The following is a 21,887-nucleotide window of genomic DNA, read 5'->3' on the forward strand; positions in this document are numbered from 1 at the left end:
GACTCTATCGGTGATAGAGTGGTGATTATTCCATGGTTTCCCTATCGGTGATAGAGATGAAGGACACAGGGGCGCGATTGACGCGCGACACGGTATTGCGCGCGGCGCTCGAACTGCTTGATGAAGTCGGTATCGACGGGTTGTCCACGCGGCGGCTCGCCGAGCGGCTCGGCGTGCAGTCGCCAACGCTTTACTGGCATTTCAAGAACAAGGCCGAACTGCTCGACGCGATGGCCGAAGCGATCATGCTCGAGCGCCACGGCGCGTCGCTGCCGCGGCCGGGCGAAGCGTGGGATGCGTGGCTTGCCGACAACGCGCGCAGTTTCCGCCACGCGCTGCTCGCTTATCGCGACGGTGCACGCCTGCATGCCGGTACACGGCCGCGTGCGCTGCATTTCGGTTCGATCGAACGCAAGGTCGCGCTGCTCGGCGAAGCGGGCTTCGCGCCGGACGAAGCCGTCGACGTGATGTATGCGCTCGGCCGCTTCGTGGTCGGATGGGTGCTGGAAGAACAGGCGGAGCAGGACGGCGAGGCCGATGCGCCGCTGCCGGACGCGGCCGAGTATCCGCTGCTTGCGAAGGGCTGGGCCGCGCTGCGCGAGCGCGGCGGCGAAGAAGCGTTCGAGCGCGGCGTCGCGCTGTTCGTCGACGGCGCCCGCGCGCATCTGGCAGCGCGCCGGCACGGCTGACGCGGGCTGCCGGCGGGCCGCTCAGCCCGGCATGCGGCCGTCGAGCACGCGTTCGAGTGCGTCGAGCGCGCGGGCCGTCGAGTCCGGCGCGATGCAGTCGACGACGATCCGCTCCGGCATCGAGCGCAGCCACGTGAGTTGGCGCTTGCAGAGCTGGCGCGTCGCGAAGATGCCCTTGTCGCGCATCGTCCGGTAGTCGGTGTCGCCGTCGAGGAATTCCCACGCCTGCCGGTAGCCGACGCAGCGCATCGACGGCAGGTCGGGATGGAGGTCGTCGCGACGGCGCAGCCGTTCGACTTCGTCGATGAAGCCCGCGTCGAGCATCGCGTCGAAGCGCTGCGCGATCCGTGCGTGCAGTACCGCGCGATCCGACGGTTCGAGTGCGACCGGCACGAAGCGGTAAGCGGCGGCCGCATCGTTCGCGCGGCGCGGCGCGGCAAGCAGCGCCGACATCGGCTGCCCGCTCAGCATGAAGATTTCGAGCGCACGCTGGATCCGCTGCGAATCGTTCGGCGCGAGCCGCGCGGCCGTGTCGGGATCGACCTGCGCGAGCCGCGCGTGCAGTGCGGGCCAGCCGTCGCGCGCGGCGTCGGCGTCGAGCTGCGCGCGCACGTCCGGATCGGCGCCCGGCAGGTCGTTGAGCCCCTGCGTCAGCGCCTTGTAGTACAGCATCGTGCCGCCCGCGAGCAGCGGCGTGCGGCCGCGCGCGGCGATCTCGCCGATCAGGCGGAGCGCATCCGCGCGGAATTCCGCGGCCGAATACGCATCGGCCGGGTCGATGATGTCGATCAGGTGATGCGGCACGCTCGCGCGCTCTTCGCGAGTCGGCTTCGCGGTGCCGATATCCATGTCGCGGTAGACGAGCGCCGAATCGACGCTGACGATCTCGATCGGGCGGCGCGCGGCGAGCGCCAGCGCCGCGGCCGTCTTGCCCGAAGCGGTGGGGCCGAGCAGGCAGGCGATCGTCGTCGGGGTGGAGGGCGGTACCGCGCTCATTGGCCGCGCATGAACAGGCGGTCGAGATCGTTCAGCGTGAGCTGATACCACGTCGGCCGGCCATGATTGCATTGGTCCGCGCGTTCGGTCGCCTCCATCTGGCGCAGCAGCGCGTTCATCTCGTCGAGCGTCAGGCGCCGGTTCGCGCGCACCGCGTGGTGGCACGCGAGCGTGCCGAGCAGTTCGTGCTGGCGCTCGGTGAGCACGCGCGAGCCGCCGAACGCGTGCAGGTCGGCGAGCACCGCGCGCGCGAGCGACTGCAGGTCCGCATCCTTCAGCAGCGCCGGCACCGCGCGGATCGCGAGCGTCGTCGGCGACAGCACCGCGAGATCGAAGCCGAGCGATTCGAGCGTGTCGCGTTCCTCCTCGACCGTGCCGATCTCGATCGGCGTGGCCGTCATCGACACCGGCAGCAGCAGCGATTGCACGGCGACCGAGCGATCGGCGAGCGCGTTCTTGAACTGTTCGTACAGGATCCGCTCGTGCGCCGCGTGCATGTCGACGATCACGAGCCCGTGCGCGTTCTGCGCGAGCACGTAGATGCCGTGAATCTGGCCGAGCGCGAAGCCGAGCGGCTGCTCGTCGTGCGCGGTGGCGGCGATCGGCGATGCGGCGAAGCCCGGCAGCGGCGCGCCCGGCGCGTCGGCCGAATCGCGGGTAACGGTCGTCGTGCCGTCCGGCGTGCCCGCGCCGCTGTCCTTGCGGCCGAACAGCGCGTCGTAGAGGGCGAGCGGCTGCGCGACGGGCAGCGTGCCCTGCGTCATCCGTGCCTGGCGCATCCAGGTGTTGCCCGCCGCCGACGACGACGGCGACGAGAAGCCGCTGCCGCCGGTGGCCGGGCCGTGGCCCTGGCCGAGCGGTGTGTCCAGGAACGACGCGGGCCCGCGCGGCGCGGGTTCGATATGCGCGGCATGCCCGCCCGCGGTGGTTTCCGGCGACGCGCCCGCGTGGCGCGCGAGCGCGCGCTGGACCGCGTGGAACACGTACTGGTGGATCGAGCGCGAATCGCGGAAGCGCACCTCGATCTTCGACGGATGCACGTTCACGTCGACGGCTTCGGGCGGCAGGTCGAGGAACAGCACGTACGACGGGTAGCGGTCGCCGTGCAGCACGTCCTCGTAGGCCGCGCGTACCGCGTGCGTCAGCAGCTTGTCGCGCACGAAGCGGCCGTTGACGAAGAAATACTGCTGGTCGGCGCGCCCGCGGCTCGCGGTCGGCAGGCCTGCGCAACCGTAGACGGCGAGCGGGCCGGCCTGTTCGTCGAGCGGCAGGTGCGCGGTCGCGAAGCTGTCGCCGAGGATCTTCGCGACGCGCTGCGCGGGCTCGGTCGCATTCCAGTGCTCGACGGCCTTGCCGTTGTGCAGCACCGAGATCGCGACGTCCGGCCGCGCGAGCGCCGCGCGGCGGATCATTTCCAGGCAGTGGCCGAACTCGGTCTGCTCGCTTTTCAGGAACTTGCGCCGCGCGGGCGTGTTGAAGTACAGCTCGCGCACCTCGATCGTCGTGCCGGTCGAGCCGGCGGCGGGCGACAGCACGCCGGTCTGCGCATCGATCTTCATCGCATGCGCGGCATCGGTCGTCCGGCTCGTGATCGACATCTCGGCGACCGACGCGATCGACGCGAGCGCTTCGCCGCGGAACCCGAGCGTCGCGACCGCCTCGAGCTCCTCGAGCGAGCGGATCTTGCTGGTGGCATGGCGCATCAGCGCGAGCGCCAGCTCGTCGGGCGGAATCCCGCAACCGTCGTCGGTGATCGAGATGCGCTTGACGCCGCCTTCTTCCAGCACGATGCGCAGCGTCGTCGCGCCGGCATCCATTGCGTTCTCGAGCAGCTCCTTGACGACCGACGCCGGACGTTCGACGACCTCGCCCGCGGCGATCTGGCTGATCAGCTGATCGGGCAGGGGCTGGATCGCGCGCAGCGGGCGCGGAGCGGGGGCGGGCGCGGCGCCCGCGGCCGTTTCGGTGATATCGGACATGGCCGAATTATAGCGAGGCGGCGGATGCGTGCCGGGGCGACCGGCGGTTACGTTTTTTCACGGAGCCTTAAGGTAGTTTCGGTATGATGGCTCCGTCGCGCGCGCCGCCTTGGCCGGCGGGTGCTTCCGCCTTTTCCGACCATTCCGGCCCTTTCGCCCTTTCGCCTTCGAGGAATCGCATTTGGATACGCTGCTTCATTTCGTCAACCTTGTCCTGCATATCGACGCATTCCTCGGCGATTTCATCCGGCAGTACGGCGCATGGGTCTATCTCGTCCTGTTCCTGATCGTGTTCTGCGAGACGGGGCTCGTGGTGTTCCCGTTCCTGCCCGGCGATTCGCTGCTGTTCATCGGCGGCGCGTTCGCGGCGACAGGCGAAATGAACGTCGGCGCGCTGATCGTGCTGCTGCTCGTCGCGGCGATCTCGGGCAACACCGTGAACTACCTGATCGGCCGCTGGGTCGGCCCGAAGGTGTTCAATACGCATATTCCGGTGCTCGAGCGCTTCCTCGATCGCGCCGCGCTGCAGAAGACCCACTCGTTCTACGACAAGCACGGCGGCAAGACGATCGTGCTCGCACGCTTCATCCCGGTCGTGCGTACGTTCGCGCCGTTCGTCGCGGGCGCGTCGTCGATGAGCGCCACGCGCTTTCAGCTCTTCAACGTGATCGGCGCGCTGGTCTGGGTGCTGCTGCTGGTGCTGCTCGGCTATTTCTTCGGCAACATCCCGTTCATCCGCCAGTACCTGAACGTGATCGTGCTGGTCGGCATCGGCGCGGCGATCGTGCCGGTCGCGCTCGGCGCGGTCTGGAAGCTCGTGCGCGGGCGGCGGTCGGACCATGCGCAGAAGACGGGTGGGCGCTGAGCGGGGCGCTTCGCTTCCTTTTCGGTGCAATGAAAAAAGCGTGGCAATTTGAATTGCCACGCTTTTTTTTCGTCCGGCGACGCGGTTAAGCGTTGCGATGCGAGACCGGCGTTTCGGGCGTCGGGTATTGCGCGTCGCGGAACGTATCGAGGATCACGCGGTTCGTGTCGCAGTACACCTGCCAGTAGTTCTCGGGTGCCGTGGACGGGCGCACGAACAGCAGCGGGCCTTCCGGCGTGAACTGCAGCACGCCGACGTCCGGCGCAGGGTTGGTCAGCACGTTCGGGATCTGCTGGATCGACGTCTTCAGGCGGTTGATCGCATCGACCGCATCGACGCTGTTCGCGATCTTCGCGGTCAGGTCGACGCGACGGTGCGACGTTGCGCTGTAGTTCGCGATGTTGTCCGAAAAGATCTTGTTGTTGCCGACGATCGTCACGATGTTGTCGGGTGTGATGATCGTCGTGCCGAACAGGCCGAGCTCCTTGACCGTGCCCGTGACGCCGCCCGCGTTGATCACGTCGCCGATCTTGAACGGGCGCAGCACCTGCATGAACACGCCGGCGGCGAAGTGCGCGAGCAGGCCGCCCCAGGCCGTGCCGATCGCGAGGCCGAGGCCGGCGAGCAATGCGGCGAACGAGGTCGTCTGCACGCCGAAGATCTGCAGGATCGCGAGGATCAGCAGGATCGTCAGCAGCACGCCGACGACGGAGGTCAGGTAGTCGGTGAGCGTCGGGTCGACCTTGCCGCTGCGGCGTACGACCTTGCCGAGCAGGCGGGTGCCGATGCGGATCGCCCAGCGGCCGATGAACCACAACGCGATCGCGGCGAGGAGGTTGAGGCCGAAATCGAGGCCGCGGGTCATCAGGAATTGCTGGGCGGTGGCGAGATCGAGCATGGAGTCTCCGGGGAGTGGGAAGGGGGCGGGTGACGATCGAACGTAAGGGGGCTCGATCGATTGGCCCTTTATAGCCGACACGGCGCCACGAGACAACGGGCCTGGCGGTCGGCGCGTTGGTCAACGCTCGCCGGACACCGCGATCCGCAACGATTCTTTGCCTCTCTCCATTTGCGGTTCATGCGCCGCGCGTGACGGCGCGAACGGTGCCGGCCGCTACTTCTGCCGCGGCTCGAACGGCCGCTGCTGCACGTCCGCCCCGTGCGCGACGATCGCCATGCTCTCCGGCACTTCTTCCCACGCGCCGCACAGATCGACGAGCGGCTCGGATACGACCATGAACGCGTCGTTGCCGACTTCGGCGATGCGCGGGTCATGCGGATACAGCTCGTGCAGGTGCTTGAACGACGTGCTGTGGAACAGCGAACGCGATTGCCGTTCGCTCGAGTAGCGCACCGCGATGATCCGTTCGCCGTCGGTCGCGCAGACCGTCATGTTGAGCGGGTCGGCCACGCGATGCCGCGCAGCGGTTTCCTCGACCACGCCGGCCATCCGTTCGAGCGCTTGCAGCGGCGTCTGCTCGAGACCATACGTCAGCGCGAGGCGGAACATCAGCTCGGAATCGGTCGAGCCTTCGAGCGTCGGGAACAGCGCGGGATCGACCTTCATCGTCAGGTCGCGGCGCAGCTTGTGGAAGCCGCGGATCAGCCCGTTGTGCGCGAACAGCCAGCGGCCGTGGCGGAACGGGTGGCAGTTGGTTTCCTGCACCGGCGTTTCGGTCGCCGCGCGGATATGCGCGATGAACATCCGCGAGCGGATCGCGCGCGCGGCTTCGCGCAGGTTGCGGTCGTTCCACGCGGGATGCACGGAGCGGTAGCGGAACGGCAGTTCGTCGGGGTGCCCGTACCAGCCGATGCCGAAACCGTCGCCATTGGTGGTCGTGGCGCCGAGCTCGGAATGCAGGCTCTGGTCGATCAACGAATGCTTCGCGCGGAACAGCACGGTCTCGAGATGGATAGGATTGCCCGTATAGGCGAGCCAGCGGCACATGGTGCGCTCCTTCACGATGAATCGTTCGCGCATGGTAGCCGACTTCACCGCGCGGCTGCGTCTGCGGCCTGCCGGCACGGTTGTCCGTGCGAGCGCGCTGTCCAATACTCGTACGTAACGCATCCGTACGCGCGATGCGCAACCGCCCGGCCAGGCGGCCGGGCGCCACGCAGCGAGGCGGCACGCGATGGCGCCGCCTCGGCCGACACGCTCAGTCGCCGAGCGCGTCCATCACGCGGGCCGAATAGACGAGTGCCGCGCCCGCATTCAGTGCAATCGCGACGCCGAGCGCTTCCGCCACTTCCTCCCTGGTCGCGCCATGCTTCGTCGCTTCGGCCGTGTGCACGGCGATACAGCCGTCGCAGCGCGTCGTGACGGCCACCGCGAGCGCGATCAGTTCGCGCGTCTTCGCGTCGAGATGGCCCGTCTTGGCGCCGGCCCCTGCCAGCGCCTGGTAGCCGGCCAGCGTATCGGGCGACAGCTTGGCGATATCGCCGATGCGCGTCGAGAGTTCCTTCCGGTATTCGTTCCAGTTCAGCATGATGCGTCCTTTCGAGTAGAGGTGAGGAGGGCGGCGGGCGCCGCGATCTCGGGCGATGCAGGGCTATTCTGATCGTTCGCGCTGAGGGTTTCGATACGCTAGAGTGTCAATTTTTAGCGCGATCGTCTCATGGATGCATTGAGTCAACTGTTGTCGCTGGGCCGCAGCCATGTCGAACTCGACGTGCGCTGCCTGCTCGACGGGCCGTTCGCAATGCCGCACGATCCGTTGCCGCCCGGCGAGGCGGCGTTCCACCTGCTGCTGGCCGGCACGTGCCGGCTGCGTACCGCCGACGGGCGCACGCTGCAGCTCGCCGACGGCGATTTCGTGCTGCTGCCCGCGGGCGGCGCGCACGACCTGCTCGATGCGGGGGGCGGCCGGTCGCGACCGGTCGCGCCGCTGCGCGAACCGGATGCCGCCGGCGGCGCGGTGGTCCCGGTCAAGTCGAATCGCGATCCGGCCGACCCGGGCAACGCGAGCGTGGACCTGCTGTGCGGACGTTTCGTCTATGCGCGCGGCGCGGGCGAACTGCTGATGCGCACGCTGCCGCAGGTGCTGCACGTCGGGTTGCGCGAGGCGTCGGGGTTCGCGCCGCTGCAACTGCTGACGAGCGTGCTGCGCACCGAGGCGTCGAATGTGCAGCCGGGCGCCGGCGCGATCGTGAATGCGCTCGGCCAGGCGCTGCTCGCGTATGCGTTGCGCGCGTACGGCCGCGACGCGCGCGTGCCGTCCGGCTGGCTCGCGCTCGCGGCCGATGCGCGGCTCGGCCCGTCGGTCCAGGCCGTGCTGCAGGCGCCGGAGCAGCCGTGGACGGTCGAGTCGCTCGGCGACGCAGCGGCGATGTCGCGCGCGACGTATGCGCGGCATTTCCGCGAGAAAGCCGGGATGAGCGTCGGCGCGTTCGTCGCGCAGATCCGGATGATGCACGCGTGCGCGCTGCTGCAGGATACGCAGCGCGGGCAGGCGGAGATCGGCCAGGCGGTCGGTTACCAGTCCGAGGCGGCCTTCGGCAAGGCGTTTCGCGCGGTGCTCGGCACGACGCCCGGGCGCTGGCGGCGCGCGCAGCGCGGCATGTAAGAGTGCAAGCGCGGCCGTCTTGGCGCGCGCCAAAGCTGCTACCATGCGCGAAACGCAGTTCAACGAAAACGATTTCGAACAACAAGAAAGAGAGGGCAAAGCAAATGAACCAGACCACCATCCAGCAGCCGTCGTTCGCGTTCGTGGCCGCATCGTGGGCCGCACTGATCGCAGGTTTCGCGGCATTCCTGATCGGGCTCTGGAACGCCGGCATGCAGCTCAACGAGAAGGGCTACTACTTCACCGTGCTGGCGTTCGGCCTTTATGCGGCGATCTCGCTGCAGAAAAGCGTCCGCGACCGCGCGGAAGGCATCCCCGTCACCGGCATCTACTACGGCATCAGTTGGATCGCGCTGCTGCTGTCCATCGCGCTGCTGGTCGTCGGCCTCTTCAACGCAACGCTGCAACTGAGCGAGAAGGGCTTCTACGCGATGTCGTTCGTGCTCGCGCTGTTCGGCGCGGTGGCCGTGCAGAAGAACACGCGCGACCTGCAGAGCGCGAAGCCGCGTTATACCGACGCCGATTCCGCGCCGTCCGTCCAGGAGTAACGGCACACGGGGCGGGCGCCTGCGAAGGCCGCCCGTTTCGAGACGACGCCGGCTGCGCCCCGCATTCGCCGGCGCGCCGCAGGCTCCCAGTCCATTCGTTTCATCCGTGCCGCTGCGCATGACGATGGAGATATTCAGGATGCCAGACATCACAGACACCGCACCGCGCACGCGCGCGGCAGCCCGTGCCGTGGCCGCGAAGGCCGCGTTCGTGCTGGAGACGAACAACCTGCGCGGCGGCGCCGGCCTTGCACAGGCCGTCGACAGCCTGAAGCGCCTCGTGTCGGCGCTGTCGAAGCAGACCGTGCCGCCCGCGGCACTCGCGCAATGGATCATCACGCACGACGGCCTGCCTGGCGATGCGTGCGCGCAGATTGCCGCGCTGGCTGGCCGGCCGATCGACTTCGTCGAGATCGGTGCGAGCACCGGCTACTACGATGCGAAGAACGACGGCTTCGATCGCGTCGACGCGGCCCGCTGCGACATCGTCGTGTTCGGCGATGCCGATTGCCGGCCGGCCGACGACTGGCTCGAGCACCTGCTCGCGCCGTTCGCGCGCGATGCGGACGATGTGCCCGCCGCGGTGGCGGGGCGGACCAGCTATGCGCCGAACGTGCTCGGCACCGCGCTGACGTCGATCGATTTCATGTATTTCCCGAGCCCGCTGCGCGACGGCGCGACACGCAACTTCTACGCGAACAACGTCGCGTTCCGGCGCGACGTGTTCGCGCAATTCCGCTACGAGCCGCTCGACGGCGTCTATCGCGCGCATTGCCAGGTGATGGGGCTGCGGATGCAGGCGGCCGGCGTGGCCGTCGAGTTCGCGCCGGCCGCGCACACCGAGCATCGGCTGCCGGACACGCACCGCGAATCGCTGAAGCTGCGCTGGATGCGCGGCGAGGACAGCGTCGGGCTGACGCCGTATCTCGTGAACGCGTACCTGCCGCGCCAGTGGCAGTGGCTCGGCCGCAGCGGCCCGCTCGGTCCGTTCTGCGTGATGGCGATGCGGCTCGGCTACAGCCTGCGCGCGCTCGATCGCCAGCAACTGCCGCGGCTTGGCGCCGTCCGTTATCTCGCGGCCGTCGGCGTCACGATCGCCGCGTCCGCCGTCGATACGCTCGGCGCGCTCGCACGCGGTTTCGGTCTCGCGGGACGGGCGTCGGCCCGGCGCGATCTCGAAGCGCTGTCCTATCACCGTCATTGAAACGGCGCCGACACGCCGACTCCCTGCATTCATCCCGACGACGACCATGCCTTCATTCGCCACCCGTGTTGCCTGCCTCGCCCTGTTTGCCGCCTGCGCCGGCGCCCATGCCGCGCCGGTCGATCACGCGGGGCGCGGGATCGTCCACTTCGCGTCGCAAAGCGGCTGCCCGTTCGCGAGCGCGGCCGCGACGGACTGCAATCGCGTCGCGCTCGATGCGCCAGACGTTCACGCGAGCATCGATACCGACGCGCACGCGATCGTCTTTTCGAGCGACGCGAATCGCCGCACGAAGGACGTGCGCGGCGACGTGCTGCTGCAGGGCACGGGCGTCGACGGCGACGGCCGGCGCGTGCCGTTGAGCGTGCACGTGCTGTTGCATCGCGATGGTGCGAAATGGGACCGCGACGTGTATGTCCATGCGCCGGTGCACGGCAAGTTCACCGATGTCCGGATCGATCCGTATCGCGTGCGCGTGAAGGAGGGCGACAGCGAGCGCGACGTGCTGACGCCGGACGAAACGCTCGCGCTGTTCGCGCATCCGTCGCTGGCATCGCGGCTTGCGCGGCATCTCGTGAAGGTGAGCGCGACCGATCCGAAGCAGCCGTCAGCCGACGACATCACGATCGCGCTCGGTGTCGGCGGCCTGACGAAGCCGGTCGCACGTGCGAGCTTCACGTCGAACGCGCCGCACGATGCGGACGTCGATCGCGCACTCGCGGCCGGCACGTGGTCGATTCGTTTCGAAGCACTGAGCAATCACATTCCGGTGTGGGTCGCGCAGCGCGAGCTGTTCCTGTTCGGTCTCGACGGCAGCTCGCTCTTGAAGGAGATGCGCGAGCGCGGTTTCAGGAAGAACGACCGGATCGAATTCGGCGCGCGCGACGGCAACGGCTATCTGCGCGTGAACGGCCGCGAGGAGGCATTCGCGGGCGCGGCCGCGTCCGCGCATGCGTTCATGCAGGAAAGCTTCGTCGGCCTGATTCTCGGCTGGCGTCGCGATCCGGCGGCCGCTGCGGCATCCGCGACGAGATCCGCGTCCGCACCGGGCGTGCCGGCATGACCGCGGCAGGCGAACTGCCCGCATCGCCGCAGGCGGCGCACGGCGAGCGCTTCGATTGTCTCGATGCACCCATACGGCGCGGCGCGGCGCGGGTACGTGCGTATCTCGTCGATCGCATCAAGCGGGCGGCGATCCGGCAGCTTCATCGCAGCACGCATGGCGAGCGCTGGATGCTGCGCATGTATCTGATCGGCGAAGAAGCGACCGAGTGCGCGTTGCACGACGACTGGACCGGACAGCCGCCGGACTGGCTCGCGCCGCGCATCGAGCAGCATCTCGCGGACGAGCGCCGCCATGCGGCCGCGTTTGCCGATGCGCTGCGCGTGCGCGGCGTGGCGCCATCGACGGAGCCGCACGAACCCGATTGGCTGAGCCGGCGCAAGATCATGCGATGGCGCCGGCTCGCGCAGCGCTATGCGCCGCATTTCGCGCAGGGCGTGCTCGTGCCGGCCTATGCGACCGGCCTGTGCGCGGAACAGATGGCGATGCGCGTGCTGGCGCGCCACTGCGGGACGATCGGCGACGCGCATCCGCTGTATCCGCTGCTCGCCCGCGTGCTCGCCGACGAGACGCGGCACGTCCGGCTCTGCTCGGACACGCTGCGCCGTCTCGTCGCGCCGTCCGAGGCCGCGCATCTCGCCGCGTTGCTGGACGAGATCCGCGCGATCGAAGCAGGTTTCGGCGTGACGGGCGCGCTGGCGATGTACGCGGCCGGATGGATCCAGTCGCTTCGTCCGCGCGCATGATGCCGCGGATCGCCTATCTCGCGACGGCCGACGCACGCGGCCACCTGATGCGCGCGCAACTGCTCGTGCATGCGCTGCGCAAGGCCGGCGCGCAGGTCGACGTGCTGACGACGTCCGATGCGGGGCAGGCATTCCTGTCCGCGTTCGGCATCGACGCTCCCGTGCTGTCCCGTCACTACGCGGTGCAGTTCGACGCGCGGCAGAACATGCTGCGCGACGCGACCGATCGCAATGTCGCGCATTACGTGTTCAGGCCGACGCGCATGCTGCGCGACATCGCGCGGCTGCGATCGCTCGTTCGCGATGCCGATCTCGTGATCAACGACTCGTTTCATCCGGCGCTGTTGTTCATGGGCGCGATGCCGGGCTGGCGGCGCCGCATCGTTCACGTGTACGGCGGCAGCCTGCGCCGCGCGCTGACCGCGAATTTCGACGCGCGGCTGCCGCGCGCGCTGGCGCGTGCGTTTGCGCGGATCGTCGACTGGCAGATCGATTCGGCGCGGTGCTGCATCGAGCACGACTTTGCGTACGAGATGGCCGACGATGCGCAGCGATCGCGCGGGCATTGCCGGTTGCCGACGCCGGTGCCGGTCGTCGCCGAACTGCCGGCATCGGAGCCGGCTGCCGCCGCCGTGTATCTGAATCCACACTTTCGCGATGTCGCGCTCGCCGATGCGCTGTCGGCCGGCATGTGCGACGCGGGGCTCGCCGCGCACCGAGTGGGCGAGGGTTACGCCGGGCACGACGGCTGGACCGGTGTCGATACCGACTGGGCGATGCGTGCCGCGCACGCGCCGCTGATCGTGTCCGCACCCGGAATGGCCGCGCTGTCGATCGCGCGCGTGTATCGCCGCCCGATCCTGCTCGTGCTGACCGATCAGCCCGAGCAGGCGAGCAATGCCGCGCGCGCGGCGCGGCTGCAACTCGTGCATCGCATCGTCACGTGGCGCGGTGATGCGGCCGCGTTCCGGCGGGAGGTCGGACAGGCCGCGGCGGACCTGATGCGCAATCCGGGCACGCCGGCAGGAACGATCGCCGGTCGCGAGCATGCGCGTGCGCGCGTGGATGCGTGGACGTCGCACATCCACGCGCTGCGTCCGCATGCGCGGACGGCCGATGCGGATCCCCGATGCGAGGCGCCGGCGCCGCGATGAATACGGTGTCGCTTCGTGACGATCGCCGACCCGATATCCGGCAGATGCTGGCCGCGACGTTCGGCATGGCCGCGGGCCTCGCGATCTTCTTTCTGCTGGAGCGCAGTGTCACGCCGCGCTATGTGTTTGCCACGGCGATCGATGCGCGGATTCCGTTCATCGCATGGTCGTGGTTCGTCTATGTCGGCTTCTTTCCGTTCGTGATTGCACTTGCCGCGTATGCACGACCGCCCGCGTTCGCCGCGTTCAAGGAGGCCGTGCTGATCGCGTTCGTGCTCGGTGTCGTCTGCTTCCTGCTGTTTCCGGAAGCCGTGCCGCGGCCCGACGTCGCGGAGATCGGCAATACGTTCGTGCGCCACCGTCTCGTGCGCATGTGGCAGCTCGATCTCGCGGCCAACGGTTTTCCGAGCCTGCATGTCGCGGTGACATGTCTTGCCTGCCGGATGCTGACGGACCGGCGCCGGATCGTGGCGACAGCGATCGGCCTGCTGATCTGTGCGTCGACACTGACGCTCAAGCAGCATACGGTCGCCGACGTATTGGGTGGTGTCGCGCTGGCGATGGTCGGCGCGCTGTGGGGCGAGCGGCGTTCGCTGCGCAGGAGGCTCGCATGACGACGGATGCCCATGTTCATCATGCCGGCCAGAATGTCGGGCTTGCACGGTTCGTGCCCGATCCCGCGCTGTTTCGCGTGAACGCGTTGCGTGTCGGCGCGGCGCTGGCAGGCGACTGGCTGATGATCGCCGTTGCGTTCGCGATGGCGATCGCGTTCCCGCATCCGCTCGTGTACGCGTTTGGCGCGGTCGTGATCGCACGCAGCCAGCTTGCGCTCGCGGTCATGATGCACGAGGGCGCGCACGGGTTGCTGGCACGGCACCGGCGCGTCAACGACGTACTGGGCCAGTTGTTCGCGGCCGGCCCGCTGTGGCTGTCGCTGCGCACGTATCGTGCGGGCCATCTGAAGCACCATCGCGCGCCGATGCAGCCGGACGATCCCGTCGCGCTGCTGTTCGGCGTTCACGACTATCCGGTGACGCGTGGGCGGCTGATCGGCCGCCTGCTCGCGTACGCGTGCGGGATCGGCTACGTGACGAGCGTCGTGAAGCTCGCACGCGGCGAATTTGCGCATGCGTTGCCGAAGGTCCGGAAATCGCGCGCGTATGCGGCGTGGGAAATCGCATCGATGCTGGCCGGCAACGGCCTGCTGTTCGGCGCGCTTGTGCTGGCCGGACATCCGCTGCTGTACATCGGGTTGTGGATCGTGCCGTCCGTTACGCTGTTGCCGCTCGCCGGGCAGGTGCGCGCGATCTTCGAGCACGCGGGGCTGCCGGCTTGCGAGGACCAGAGCCGCAACGCGCGCACAATCGTCCGGCGTTCGTGGCAGACGTTCCTGTTCGGCCCGCACGCGATCCATTTCCATATCGAACATCATCTGTACACGCGGATGCCGTTCCATAACCTGCCGGTCGTGCATCGGCAACTCGCGCAGCAGCAGTTGTTGCCTGACGGCAATCTGTACGCGGGATACGGTGTGGTGCTGCGCGCCGTGAGCGTGCGTTGACTGGCAGGCGAGGGATCGTGCGGTTGCGTGCGCCGGGAGTGGCGACGGTGGAGGAGGGGCGTGGCGGCGACCGTGCGTTGGCCGTGACGGATATGGAGCCTGCGGTAAGGTGACGATGCGTGCCGGATGGTGCGAGGGCCGTCTGCCGTTCGATATCGGGAAACAGGATGACCGGCAAGGCTGGCAGGTTCAATTACGTGGCATTGGCGATCGGCGTTGCCATGGCGGTCTGGAGCGCAGCCTCGATCAACGAACGGTTCGCTTTCGTCAGGACGTCCGTCGCCGTGCAGGGAACGGTCGTTCAGTTGAACTACGGTGCGCATCATCCGGAGATTGCGTTCGTGACGCAAAGCGGCGAGCACGTTTCGTTTCCGGCGAGTTTCGTGACAGTGGCGGTCGGCGACGCGGTTCCGGTTCGCTATGACCCGGCCAGGCCGAGCGCCACCGCGAAAGTCGATACGTTCATGAACAATTGGCTCGAGTCGATCCTGTCGGTCGCTTTCGCGATTGCGTTTATGTACGCCGGCTTGACAGGTGAATCGTTCCGGCCAAGGTATGGCGCTCGACGCAACTGAATGCGCGCCGAGCATGACGCTGAATGAGTGTCGTGGCTTCGGCGCGGCTGCAGAACCATTCGCGATTCAGCAACTCGTCGCGCAGCTTGCCATTGACGCTTTCGACGAAGCCGTTTTGCCATGGGCCACCGGGCTGATGAAGGACGGGCCGATACGGGAAGTGGAAAATTCGAGCCCGACACGGCAACAGGCAGACGCAAAAAAGCCTCCACGCGGGAGGCTTCAATTGCAACTATCGAAAAGATAGATGGTAGGGTGGGAGGGACTCGAACCCTCGACTCTCTGATTAAAAGTCAGATACTCTAACCAACTGAGTTACCACCCCACGTTCTCAAAACTGCTCGAGAACGAGAAAAACGGCTTCAGGCTGTAGCCGATGCGGCTTGGCTAGCGACCCAAAGAGCAAAAAATTATAGCGACGGATTGCTGGCCTGTCAACAATCCGCCACGATAATTATTTGATCGTTTCGAGCTTGCCCTGCGCCGTCTGCGCCGCGTTCGACCCGGCGTACTGCGACACCACCTGTTCGAACGTCTTCTTCGCGGCCGCCTTCTGGCCTTGTTCGAGCTGGTTCGTACCGATCGCCACGAGGGCGTCGGCCGCACGCGGATGCTGCGGGTACTTGCTGACGATCCCTTGCCACGTCGCCGTCGAGCCGCGATAGTCGCGCAGCGCGTATTGCGCATTGCCGAGCCAGTACTGCGCGGTCGGCTGGTAGGGGCTCTGCGGATACTTCGCGATGAAGCTGCGGAACGAAGCCGCCGCCGCCTTGAAGTTGCCGTTGCGGAACTGCTGCTGCGCCGCGCTGAGCGCATCCGTTTCACCCGGCTGCACGGTACCTTCGACACCGTCGATCGTCGCCTGCTGCGGCTCGAACTTCTTGAGCCGCGTGTCGAGATCCTGGTAGTACTCCTTCTGCTGCCGCTCGAGCGTCGTCAGCCGGTTCGTCAGGTCCTCGTTCTCGCCGCGCAGCGTCGCGACCTGCTGGTTCAGCTGGTCGAGACGGCCGGATTGATCGAGGATCGTACGCTGGGCGGCGGACAACTGGCTCGCCAGGTTGTCGGTCTTGCTGCGCAGGTCGAGCACGGCGCGGCGCGCTTCGTTGTCGTCGAACACGCCGGCGTGCGCCGGCGCGGCCGACCACGCCGCGCCGACGACGCAGATAGCTGCGGCTGCGCGCAGCCAGGTTGAACGATGCGTCATACGGCGATTCTTCCGTTACTTACTGTTGGTAGACGAGGTCGGCGCGACGGTTCTGCGCCCACGATGCTTCGTCGTGACCCGTTGCCTGCGGCTTTTCCTTGCCGAGGCTCACGGCTTCCATCTGCGAATCGTTCACGCCGAGCAGCGCCATCGCGCGGCGGACGGCTTCCGCACGCTTCTGGCCGAGCGCGAGGTTGTACTCGCTCGTGCCGCGTTCGTCGGTGTTGCCCTGGATCAGCACGTGGCGCTGCGGGTGGCTCTTCAGGTACTGCGCGTGCTGCTGCATCAGCGGCTGGTACTCGTCCTTCACCGAATAGCTGTCGAAGTCGAAGTAGATGCTGCGCTTCGCGAGCGGGCTGTTCGGGTCGTTCAGCGGATCGACGTTCACTTGCGCGACATTGTCGGCGCTCGGTTGCGTGCTGACCGCACCCGCGTTTGCCTTGTCGTCGAGCTTCACGCCCGACTTGCACGCTGCGAGCGCGCTGATCATCATCACGGCCAGGGCCAGACGAGCCTTATTCGACATCATGGTTACTCTCCTTGTGGTCATTGCATGAAGGGCCCCCAGGACGGCTCACGAACGGAGCTGCCCTGGACGGACAGGATTTGCGGCGGCGCGCTGCCGTCGGAGGGCACTGCAGCCAGAACGTTGCGACCACCCGACTGGGTAGCGTACAGAAGGTACTGGCCGTTTGCCGCGAAGCTCGGCGATTCGTCGCGATTCGTATTCGTGATGGCGTTCGCTGCGCCGGATTGCAGATCCTGAACGTACAGCTTGAAGCCCCCACCGGTGCGGGAGATGTAGGCGAGCAGCTTGCCGTCCGGGCTCACACGCGGGCTCGTGTTGTAGCTGCCGGTGAAGGTCACGCGCTGCGCGGCACCGGCGCTTTCGCCCTGTGCGGGCATCCGGTAGATCTGCGGCGCGCCGCCGCGATCGCTCGTGAAGTAGATCCAGCGGCCGTCCGGCGAGTAGAACGGCTCGGTGTCGATCGAGCTGCTCTGCGTGAGTCGGCGCAGGCCGCCGCCGGTCGAGTTGACCGTATAGATTTGCGTATTGCCCGTCAGCGACAGCGCGACGGCAAGCGTGTTGCTGTCCGGCGACCACGCCGGTGCGCTGTTGTTGCCCTTCTGGTCGGAGACGATGTAGCGGCGGCCGGTCGGCAGGTCGTGGATATAGACGATCGGCTTCTTGCGCTCGAACGACACGTACGCGACCTTCGTGCCGTTCGGCGACCAGGCCGGCGAGATGATCGGCTCGGCGCTCGACAGTGCGATGCGCGGGTTCTGGCCGTCCGAATCCGAAATCTGCAGCTGGTAGCGATTACCGGTCTTGATCACGTACGACAGGCGCGTGGCGAATACGCCGCGCACGCCGAGCAGCTTCTGGTAGATGTAGTCGGCGATCTTGTGGCCGGCCGTGCGCAGCGTGGTGTCGGTGGCCGTCAGCGACAGGCCGCCGAGGCTTTGCTGCTTCACGGTGTCGTACAGGATGAAGTTGACCTTGTACTGGCCGTTCGCGTCGCGGTTCACGCTGCCGGCGACGAACGCATTCGCGCCCTTGGCCTTCCATGCGCCGAGATCGACCGAGGCGGTCTCGGGCACGGGCGTGCTGCCCGCGTCGATGTTGGTGAATTTGCCGCTGCGGGCGAGGTCGGCGCGGACGATCGACGTGACCTGCTGCGGCAGGCCTGCCTCGTTCGCGAAATTCGCGGTGGCAATGGGGAACTGGGTCGAACCGACACCGGTGATCAGCACGTTGACCTGGGCGTTAGCGGCGCTGCCCGCCGCAATCAGACACGAGGCCACGAGTGCCCTGAAACCTAGTTTTGTCATCAAACTCATGCTTCTTGCTTCCCGTATGACTTGGATCGCTGCGCAACCGCAGAGAGACAGTAAAAATACCCGATTCGTTCCCGTCCGACAGCGACGCCCGGAGTGTAAGCGTATTTCCTTTCACTCCGCCGCCTTGAAGGTAATCGTAATGTCCGACGGGGTACGACCGTTAGAATCGGGCGGCAACGGGACCGATGCGTGGATCGCATTGACCACGGCTTGATCCCACCCCGAATTCCCGCTGGAGCGGGAGACCGATGCGCTCAATACGTCACCGGACGGCGTGCACCGAATCTTGACGACGGTGGTCAGGCCTGCTCGTTCGCCGCCCCAAACGATGTTCGGCTTGACGCGGCGGCGCACCTTGTCGGCATAGCCGGGCGATGCGGCATTGCCGCCGGAGCCCGTGCCCGTGCCGCTCTTCGCGAGGCCTTCGCCGCCGCCTTCGCCAGCGCCGGACAGGCCCTGCATCTGCGCGAGACGCGCGCTGCGTTCGCGGTCGAGCTTCGCGTTCGCCGCCGCCTCGGCCTTCGCGCGCGCCGTGGCTTCGGCCTTCGCCTTGGCCTGGGCTTCCGCCTTTGCCTTCGCGGCCGCATCGGACTTCGCCTTTGCCGCCTGCTGAGCTTCGAGTTGCGCCTGCTTCTGCTGCTGGAGTTTCTGCTGTTCGAGCTTCTGCTGCTCGGCGAGCTGCTGTTGCTTGAGCTTGTCGGCCTGCTTTTGCTTGTCGCGTTCTGCGGCCTTCTGCGCGGCGAGCGCGGCAGCCTGCGCGGCGAGCTGCGCGCGCCGGGCGTCCTCTTCCTGCTGGGCCTTCAGTTGCTGCGCGCGACGCTGCTGCTCGAGCTGCGCTTCGCGCGCGGCCGCTTCCTGCTGCCGCTTCTTCTGCTGCAACGCGATGTCGGCCTGCTCGTCGCGCACCGGGGGAGGGGGCGGCGCGACTTTCGCGGGCGGCGTCACGACGGGCCGCGGCGCGGCGACGTCGGGCACCTCGGTCCACAGCTCGGCTTCGGCGCCGGCCGGCGTGCTGTTCTGCCACTGCACGCCGTGATAGAGAAACAGCGCGAGCAGCACGTGCATCAGCGCGGCGAGCGCGAAAGCACGCCAGGTGCCGCGCTCGCGAGGAGGCTGAGACGGGTAGCCGGTGCCGCGCGTGGATTGCTGCCGGTTCATTGCGATTTGACGAGGAGGCCGACGCGCTTGACGCCGCGCGCCTTCAGATCCGACATCACGGTCATGACCGCATCGTACTGCACGGTCTTGTCGGCCGCGATCACGACCGGCTGGTCGGGATGATCGGCCTGCCGGGCCGAGATGAAGCTGTCGAGCTCGGCCTTCGTCATCGTGTCTTCCTGGGTCGCGCCCGCGTCGCCCTTGTACTTGACGCTCATCGTGCGGTCGGCCTTGATGTTGACGACGACGGGCGGTGTCTGCTCCTGCGGCGCGGCATTGCCGACGGTCGGCAGGTTGATGATCGACGGGGCGACGAGCGGTGCGGTGACCATGAAGATCACGAGCAGCACCAGCATCACGTCGATGTACGGCACGACGTTGATGTCGGCCATTGCACGGCGCGAGCGGCCGCCGCGCATGCTGGATCGGATGGGACTTCCTGCCATGGCGCGCTCCTTACTGGGCCTGACGCTGCAGGATGTTCGAGAACTCTTCGATGAAGGTCTCGAAGCGGATCGCGAGTCGGTCGATGTCGTGCGCGTAGCGGTTGTACGCGACCACCGCCGGAATCGCGGCGAACAGGCCGATCGCGGTGGCGACGAGCGCCTCGGCGATGCCCGGCGCGACGTTCGCGAGCGTGGCCTGCTGCACGTTCGCGAGGCCGCGGAACGAGTTCATGATCCCCCAGACCGTGCCGAACAGGCCGATGTACGGGCTGACCGAACCGACCGACGCAAGGAACGCGAGGTTTGCCTCGAGCACGTCCATTTCACGCTGGAACGACGCGCGCATCGCGCGGCGTGCGCCGTCGAGCACGAGGCCCGGGTCGCTGAGGCGCTTTTCCTTCGCCTTCAGGAATTCGCGCATCCCCGATTCGAAGATCCGCTCGAGCGCGCCGATCGTGTGGCGGTTGTTGGCCGCGCTCTGGTACAGCGCCTGCAGGTCGCCGCCCGACCAGAAATCCCTCTCGAAGCGCTCGGTCTGCGCGCGTGCGCGGCGGATCGCAAACCACTTGCGGAAGATGAAGGTCCACGACATCAGCGACAGCAGCAGCAGCAGCCCCATCACGGCCTGGGCCAGCACGCTCGCGTTGAGGACGAGGGAAATGATCGACAGGTCTTGAGAAGTGTTCATAGAGGTTTGAGTAACGTCCCTTCGGGGCGCCCGGTATGCGTGCGGCGCGGCGCGCCGGCCAAGCCTGGCGCCGAACCTTGCTTAGTATCGAATCAGAAAGGCAAGTTCATAGGCTTTGTCTAAACGGCGCTCATGCGAGCTTCGTTGACAATACAGCAGTCTGCCCGGCGTCGATGACGGGCCCGCGGTGCAGCGCGTCGAGCACGGCCTGCGGGATGGCCGCGGGCCGGATACCGTTACGGTCGACGCAGCCGAGACGGATATGTCCGGCCACGAGCAGCGTGTCGCCACACCAGGCTTCCTGCCTGAATTCCACCGATGCGCGGCCGATGCGCCCCGGCCGGCTCGTGATCGCCAGCGTGTCGTCGAGTCGCGCCGGTGCGCGGTAGTCGAGCGACGTGCTGCGGACGATGAAGATTGCGCCGGTATCGTCGGCGAGCTGGCGCTGGTCGATGCCGCATGCGCGCAGCCACTCGGTGCGGGCGCGCTCGAAGAACTTCAGGTAGTTGGCATAGAAGACGATGCCGCCTGCATCGGTATCCTCGTAGTACACGCGCACCGGCCAGGTAAAGCCGGAACGCCCTTCCGGGGAGCGGGTAGGCTGAGTCATGGCGCGCATTCTACCGGAAGGCAGGAACCCGATTCGTAACCGTTTCGTAACGGAATGTAGTACGACGCAGCACACCGCGGGCCGGCCGGAGGCCGGCCGCGGCTGTGCGCGATGGGTCAGCCGCGATGGATCGTGAGGCCGGCCGGCGCCTGGGCGACCGGCATCATCTCGATCGTGTTGATGTTCACGTGTGCCGGGCGCGTGGCGATCCAGTAGATCGTGTCGGCGATGTCCTCGGGCGTGAGCGGCTGGACGTTCTGGTAGACGTTCGCCGCCTTCGCGTCGTCGCCGCGGAAGCGGACGTTCGAGAATTCCGTGCCGCCGCACAGGCCCGGCTCGATGTCGGTCACGCGCAACGGCGTGCCGATCAGGTCGGCGCGCAGGTTCAGGCTGAATTGTCGGACAAAAGCCTTGGTTGCGCCGTATACGTTCCCGCCCGGATACGGATAGGTGCCGGCAACCGAACCGAGATTGAAAATATGGCCGCGGCCCCGCGCGATCATGCCGGGCAGCAGCGCGTGCGTGACGGTCACGAGGCCCGAGCAGTTCGTGTCGATCATGGTCTGCCATTCGTCGAGGCTGGCCTTGTGGGCCGGCTCGACGCCGAGCGCGAGGCCGGCGTTGTTGACGAGTACGTCGAGCGCCGCGAATTCGGCGGGAAGGGCGGCCGGCGCGGCTTCGACGGCCGCGCGGTCGCGCACGTCGAGCTCGAACGGCAGAAGGGCATCGCCGAGTTCGGCGGCGAGCGCATCGAGACGATCCTTGCGGCGCGCGGTGGCGACTACGCGGTGTCCTCCGTTGACGAAGGCACGGGCGATGGCGGCGCCGAAGCCGGCGGACGCGCCTGTGACGAACACGATCATTGCTGCTCCTGGTCGATGACAAAATAGCGGGTGGTATCCCGCAAGCCTACTGAGATTGCCGCACCGCGGCAAGGCGGCAAAGCGTTTCGGCACGGGCACGTAGAGTCCGGCCCCAATTGCTTCCGGCGCA

24 protein-coding genes, 1 tRNA gene and 1 pseudogene are annotated in these 21,887 nt (G+C 67.4%); 11 read left to right on the forward strand and 15 right to left on the reverse strand.

Going from position 1 to position 21,887, the window contains the following annotated elements; all coding sequences use genetic code 11:
- The first annotated feature begins 56 nt into the window (after window positions 1-56).
- Window positions 57-689: a tetracycline resistance transcriptional repressor TetR gene (gene tetR / locus OEJ37_RS12100; protein WP_174421179.1), complete on the forward strand. Its 633-nt coding sequence runs from the start codon at window positions 57-59 to the stop codon at window positions 687-689.
- A gap of 21 nt (window positions 690-710) precedes the next feature.
- On the opposite strand, the gene miaA is transcribed toward tetR, so the two are convergent.
- The gene (miaA, locus tag OEJ37_RS12105; protein ID WP_263344415.1) at window positions 711-1,685 is read right to left on the reverse strand and encodes a tRNA (adenosine(37)-N6)-dimethylallyltransferase MiaA; all 975 of its coding nucleotides are present in this window, start codon (window positions 1,683-1,685) and stop codon (window positions 711-713) included.
- Window positions 1,682-3,664, reverse strand: coding sequence for a DNA mismatch repair endonuclease MutL (gene mutL / locus OEJ37_RS12110; RefSeq protein WP_175947291.1), 1,983 nt, complete (start codon window positions 3,662-3,664; stop codon window positions 1,682-1,684). Before mutL ends, miaA begins: the two co-directional genes overlap by 4 nt.
- Before the next feature lie 181 nt (window positions 3,665-3,845).
- Here mutL and OEJ37_RS12115 point away from each other — a divergent pair, with 181 nt between their 5' ends.
- Window positions 3,846-4,529 carry a DedA family protein gene (locus OEJ37_RS12115; RefSeq protein WP_174421176.1) on the forward strand — a complete coding sequence of 228 codons (684 nt, stop codon included), beginning with the start codon at window positions 3,846-3,848 and terminating at the stop codon, window positions 4,527-4,529.
- 85 nt (window positions 4,530-4,614) lie between these two features.
- Here OEJ37_RS12115 and OEJ37_RS12120 read toward each other — a convergent pair whose 3' ends face one another.
- From OEJ37_RS12120 to OEJ37_RS12130, 3 genes are all read right to left on the reverse strand, one after another.
- Window positions 4,615-5,427, reverse strand: coding sequence for a mechanosensitive ion channel family protein (locus OEJ37_RS12120; protein ID WP_174421175.1), 813 nt, complete (start codon window positions 5,425-5,427; stop codon window positions 4,615-4,617).
- A 216-nt stretch (window positions 5,428-5,643) separates the two neighbouring features.
- A complete protein-coding gene (locus tag OEJ37_RS12125) occupies window positions 5,644-6,477 on the reverse strand; it encodes a class II glutamine amidotransferase (RefSeq protein ID WP_174421187.1) in 834 nt (277 codons plus the stop codon).
- Window positions 6,478-6,688: 211 nt separating this feature from the next.
- Window positions 6,689-7,018: a carboxymuconolactone decarboxylase family protein gene (locus OEJ37_RS12130; protein WP_034182812.1), complete on the reverse strand. Its 330-nt coding sequence runs from the start codon at window positions 7,016-7,018 to the stop codon at window positions 6,689-6,691.
- Between the two features lie 129 nt (window positions 7,019-7,147).
- Here OEJ37_RS12130 and OEJ37_RS12135 point away from each other — a divergent pair, with 129 nt between their 5' ends.
- The 9 genes from OEJ37_RS12135 to OEJ37_RS12175 all read left to right on the forward strand — a co-directional run bounded on the left by OEJ37_RS12135 (window position 7,148) and on the right by OEJ37_RS12175 (window position 14,946).
- A complete protein-coding gene (locus OEJ37_RS12135) occupies window positions 7,148-8,095 on the forward strand; it encodes a cupin domain-containing protein (RefSeq protein WP_263344417.1) in 948 nt (315 codons plus the stop codon).
- Between the two features lie 104 nt (window positions 8,096-8,199).
- On the forward strand, window positions 8,200-8,643 hold the full coding sequence (gene yiaA / locus OEJ37_RS12140; protein WP_174421173.1) for an inner membrane protein YiaA: 444 nt from the start codon (window positions 8,200-8,202) through the stop codon (window positions 8,641-8,643).
- A 139-nt stretch (window positions 8,644-8,782) separates the two neighbouring features.
- Window positions 8,783-9,847: a glycosyltransferase gene (locus tag OEJ37_RS12145; protein WP_263344418.1), complete on the forward strand. Its 1,065-nt coding sequence runs from the start codon at window positions 8,783-8,785 to the stop codon at window positions 9,845-9,847.
- A 46-nt stretch (window positions 9,848-9,893) separates the two neighbouring features.
- Window positions 9,894-10,910 carry a hypothetical protein gene (locus tag OEJ37_RS12150; RefSeq protein ID WP_263344419.1) on the forward strand — a complete coding sequence of 339 codons (1,017 nt, stop codon included), beginning with the start codon at window positions 9,894-9,896 and terminating at the stop codon, window positions 10,908-10,910.
- Window positions 10,907-11,656, forward strand: coding sequence for a hypothetical protein (locus OEJ37_RS12155; protein WP_263344420.1), 750 nt, complete (start codon window positions 10,907-10,909; stop codon window positions 11,654-11,656). Before OEJ37_RS12150 ends, OEJ37_RS12155 begins: the two co-directional genes overlap by 4 nt.
- Window positions 11,653-12,810 carry a hypothetical protein gene (locus OEJ37_RS12160; protein WP_263344499.1) on the forward strand — a complete coding sequence of 386 codons (1,158 nt, stop codon included), beginning with the start codon at window positions 11,653-11,655 and terminating at the stop codon, window positions 12,808-12,810. The genes OEJ37_RS12155 and OEJ37_RS12160 overlap by 4 nt, the downstream gene beginning before the upstream one ends.
- Window positions 12,807-13,424 carry a phosphatase PAP2 family protein gene (locus tag OEJ37_RS12165; protein ID WP_175919041.1) on the forward strand — a complete coding sequence of 206 codons (618 nt, stop codon included), beginning with the start codon at window positions 12,807-12,809 and terminating at the stop codon, window positions 13,422-13,424. The genes OEJ37_RS12160 and OEJ37_RS12165 overlap by 4 nt, the downstream gene beginning before the upstream one ends.
- On the forward strand, window positions 13,421-14,371 hold the full coding sequence (locus tag OEJ37_RS12170; protein WP_263344421.1) for a fatty acid desaturase family protein: 951 nt from the start codon (window positions 13,421-13,423) through the stop codon (window positions 14,369-14,371). The genes OEJ37_RS12165 and OEJ37_RS12170 overlap by 4 nt, the downstream gene beginning before the upstream one ends.
- Window positions 14,372-14,538: 167 nt before the next feature.
- Window positions 14,539-14,946, forward strand: coding sequence for a DUF3592 domain-containing protein (locus tag OEJ37_RS12175; protein ID WP_263344422.1), 408 nt, complete (start codon window positions 14,539-14,541; stop codon window positions 14,944-14,946).
- A gap of 16 nt (window positions 14,947-14,962) precedes the next feature.
- On the opposite strand, the pseudogene OEJ37_RS12180 reads toward OEJ37_RS12175, so the two are convergent.
- The 10 genes and pseudogenes from OEJ37_RS12180 to OEJ37_RS12225 form a co-directional block, all read right to left on the reverse strand.
- Window positions 14,963-15,099, reverse strand: a pseudogene (locus OEJ37_RS12180) (integrase core domain-containing protein); the annotation flags it as partial.
- A 95-nt stretch (window positions 15,100-15,194) separates the two neighbouring features.
- Window positions 15,195-15,271, reverse strand: a tRNA-Lys gene (locus tag OEJ37_RS12185).
- Window positions 15,272-15,400: 129 nt separating this feature from the next.
- A complete protein-coding gene (gene ybgF, locus OEJ37_RS12190) occupies window positions 15,401-16,150 on the reverse strand; it encodes a tol-pal system protein YbgF (RefSeq protein ID WP_152861923.1) in 750 nt (249 codons plus the stop codon).
- A 19-nt stretch (window positions 16,151-16,169) separates the two neighbouring features.
- A complete protein-coding gene (gene pal / locus OEJ37_RS12195; RefSeq protein WP_034182820.1) occupies window positions 16,170-16,679 on the reverse strand; it encodes a peptidoglycan-associated lipoprotein Pal in 510 nt (169 codons plus the stop codon).
- A gap of 17 nt (window positions 16,680-16,696) precedes the next feature.
- Entirely contained in the window at window positions 16,697-17,992 is a 1,296-nt protein-coding gene (tolB, locus tag OEJ37_RS12200; RefSeq protein WP_263344423.1) for a Tol-Pal system beta propeller repeat protein TolB, read from the reverse strand.
- Window positions 17,993-18,103: 111 nt separating this feature from the next.
- Window positions 18,104-19,150, reverse strand: coding sequence for a cell envelope integrity protein TolA (gene tolA / locus OEJ37_RS12205; RefSeq protein WP_174421165.1), 1,047 nt, complete (start codon window positions 19,148-19,150; stop codon window positions 18,104-18,106).
- A complete protein-coding gene (gene tolR / locus OEJ37_RS12210; RefSeq protein ID WP_057926179.1) occupies window positions 19,147-19,596 on the reverse strand; it encodes a protein TolR in 450 nt (149 codons plus the stop codon). The genes tolA and tolR overlap by 4 nt, the downstream gene beginning before the upstream one ends.
- 10 nt (window positions 19,597-19,606) lie before the next feature.
- Window positions 19,607-20,284, reverse strand: coding sequence for a protein TolQ (gene tolQ / locus OEJ37_RS12215; protein WP_034182824.1), 678 nt, complete (start codon window positions 20,282-20,284; stop codon window positions 19,607-19,609).
- Between the two features lie 130 nt (window positions 20,285-20,414).
- Complete coding sequence (ybgC, locus tag OEJ37_RS12220) at window positions 20,415-20,903, reverse strand: tol-pal system-associated acyl-CoA thioesterase (protein ID WP_263344424.1); 489 nt, start codon at window positions 20,901-20,903, stop codon at window positions 20,415-20,417.
- Between the two features lie 107 nt (window positions 20,904-21,010).
- Window positions 21,011-21,757 (reverse strand): SDR family NAD(P)-dependent oxidoreductase, encoded by a 747-nt coding sequence (locus OEJ37_RS12225; RefSeq protein ID WP_152861915.1) that lies wholly within the window; start codon window positions 21,755-21,757, stop codon window positions 21,011-21,013.
- Window positions 21,758-21,887 lie beyond the last annotated feature (130 nt).

Source organism: Burkholderia sp. BKH01 (assembly GCF_025685725.1).
Classification (GTDB): domain Bacteria; phylum Pseudomonadota; class Gammaproteobacteria; order Burkholderiales; family Burkholderiaceae; genus Burkholderia; species Burkholderia pyrrocinia_C.

Excerpts from the sequence above, each read along its gene's own strand:
- tolA (WP_174421165.1), bottom strand. The coding sequence starts at position 19,150 with ATGAACCGGCAGCAATCCACGCGCGGCACCGGCTACCCGTCTCAGCCT.
- OEJ37_RS12170 (WP_263344421.1), top strand. The coding sequence starts at position 13,421 with ATGACGACGGATGCCCATGTTCATCATGCCGGCCAGAATGTCGGGCTT.
- tetR (WP_174421179.1), top strand. The coding sequence starts at position 57 with ATGAAGGACACAGGGGCGCGATTGACGCGCGACACGGTATTGCGCGCG.
- OEJ37_RS12160 (WP_263344499.1), top strand. The coding sequence starts at position 11,653 with ATGATGCCGCGGATCGCCTATCTCGCGACGGCCGACGCACGCGGCCAC.
- OEJ37_RS12155 (WP_263344420.1), top strand. The coding sequence starts at position 10,907 with ATGACCGCGGCAGGCGAACTGCCCGCATCGCCGCAGGCGGCGCACGGC.
- OEJ37_RS12165 (WP_175919041.1), top strand. The coding sequence starts at position 12,807 with ATGAATACGGTGTCGCTTCGTGACGATCGCCGACCCGATATCCGGCAG.
- OEJ37_RS12150 (WP_263344419.1), top strand. The coding sequence starts at position 9,894 with ATGCCTTCATTCGCCACCCGTGTTGCCTGCCTCGCCCTGTTTGCCGCC.
- miaA (WP_263344415.1), bottom strand. The coding sequence starts at position 1,685 with ATGAGCGCGGTACCGCCCTCCACCCCGACGACGATCGCCTGCCTGCTC.
- tolR (WP_057926179.1), bottom strand. The coding sequence starts at position 19,596 with ATGGCAGGAAGTCCCATCCGATCCAGCATGCGCGGCGGCCGCTCGCGC.
- OEJ37_RS12225 (WP_152861915.1), bottom strand. The coding sequence starts at position 21,757 with ATGATCGTGTTCGTCACAGGCGCGTCCGCCGGCTTCGGCGCCGCCATC.
- pal (WP_034182820.1), bottom strand. The coding sequence starts at position 16,679 with ATGATGTCGAATAAGGCTCGTCTGGCCCTGGCCGTGATGATGATCAGC.
- OEJ37_RS12145 (WP_263344418.1), top strand. The coding sequence starts at position 8,783 with ATGCCAGACATCACAGACACCGCACCGCGCACGCGCGCGGCAGCCCGT.
- ybgF (WP_152861923.1), bottom strand. The coding sequence starts at position 16,150 with ATGACGCATCGTTCAACCTGGCTGCGCGCAGCCGCAGCTATCTGCGTC.
- yiaA (WP_174421173.1), top strand. The coding sequence starts at position 8,200 with ATGAACCAGACCACCATCCAGCAGCCGTCGTTCGCGTTCGTGGCCGCA.
- OEJ37_RS12175 (WP_263344422.1), top strand. The coding sequence starts at position 14,539 with ATGACCGGCAAGGCTGGCAGGTTCAATTACGTGGCATTGGCGATCGGC.
- OEJ37_RS12130 (WP_034182812.1), bottom strand. The coding sequence starts at position 7,018 with ATGCTGAACTGGAACGAATACCGGAAGGAACTCTCGACGCGCATCGGC.
- OEJ37_RS12135 (WP_263344417.1), top strand. The coding sequence starts at position 7,148 with ATGGATGCATTGAGTCAACTGTTGTCGCTGGGCCGCAGCCATGTCGAA.
- tolB (WP_263344423.1), bottom strand. The coding sequence starts at position 17,992 with ATGAGTTTGATGACAAAACTAGGTTTCAGGGCACTCGTGGCCTCGTGT.
- tolQ (WP_034182824.1), bottom strand. The coding sequence starts at position 20,284 with ATGAACACTTCTCAAGACCTGTCGATCATTTCCCTCGTCCTCAACGCG.
- OEJ37_RS12125 (WP_174421187.1), bottom strand. The coding sequence starts at position 6,477 with ATGTGCCGCTGGCTCGCCTATACGGGCAATCCTATCCATCTCGAGACC.
- ybgC (WP_263344424.1), bottom strand. The coding sequence starts at position 20,903 with ATGCGCGCCATGACTCAGCCTACCCGCTCCCCGGAAGGGCGTTCCGGC.
- OEJ37_RS12120 (WP_174421175.1), bottom strand. The coding sequence starts at position 5,427 with ATGCTCGATCTCGCCACCGCCCAGCAATTCCTGATGACCCGCGGCCTC.
- mutL (WP_175947291.1), bottom strand. The coding sequence starts at position 3,664 with ATGTCCGATATCACCGAAACGGCCGCGGGCGCCGCGCCCGCCCCCGCT.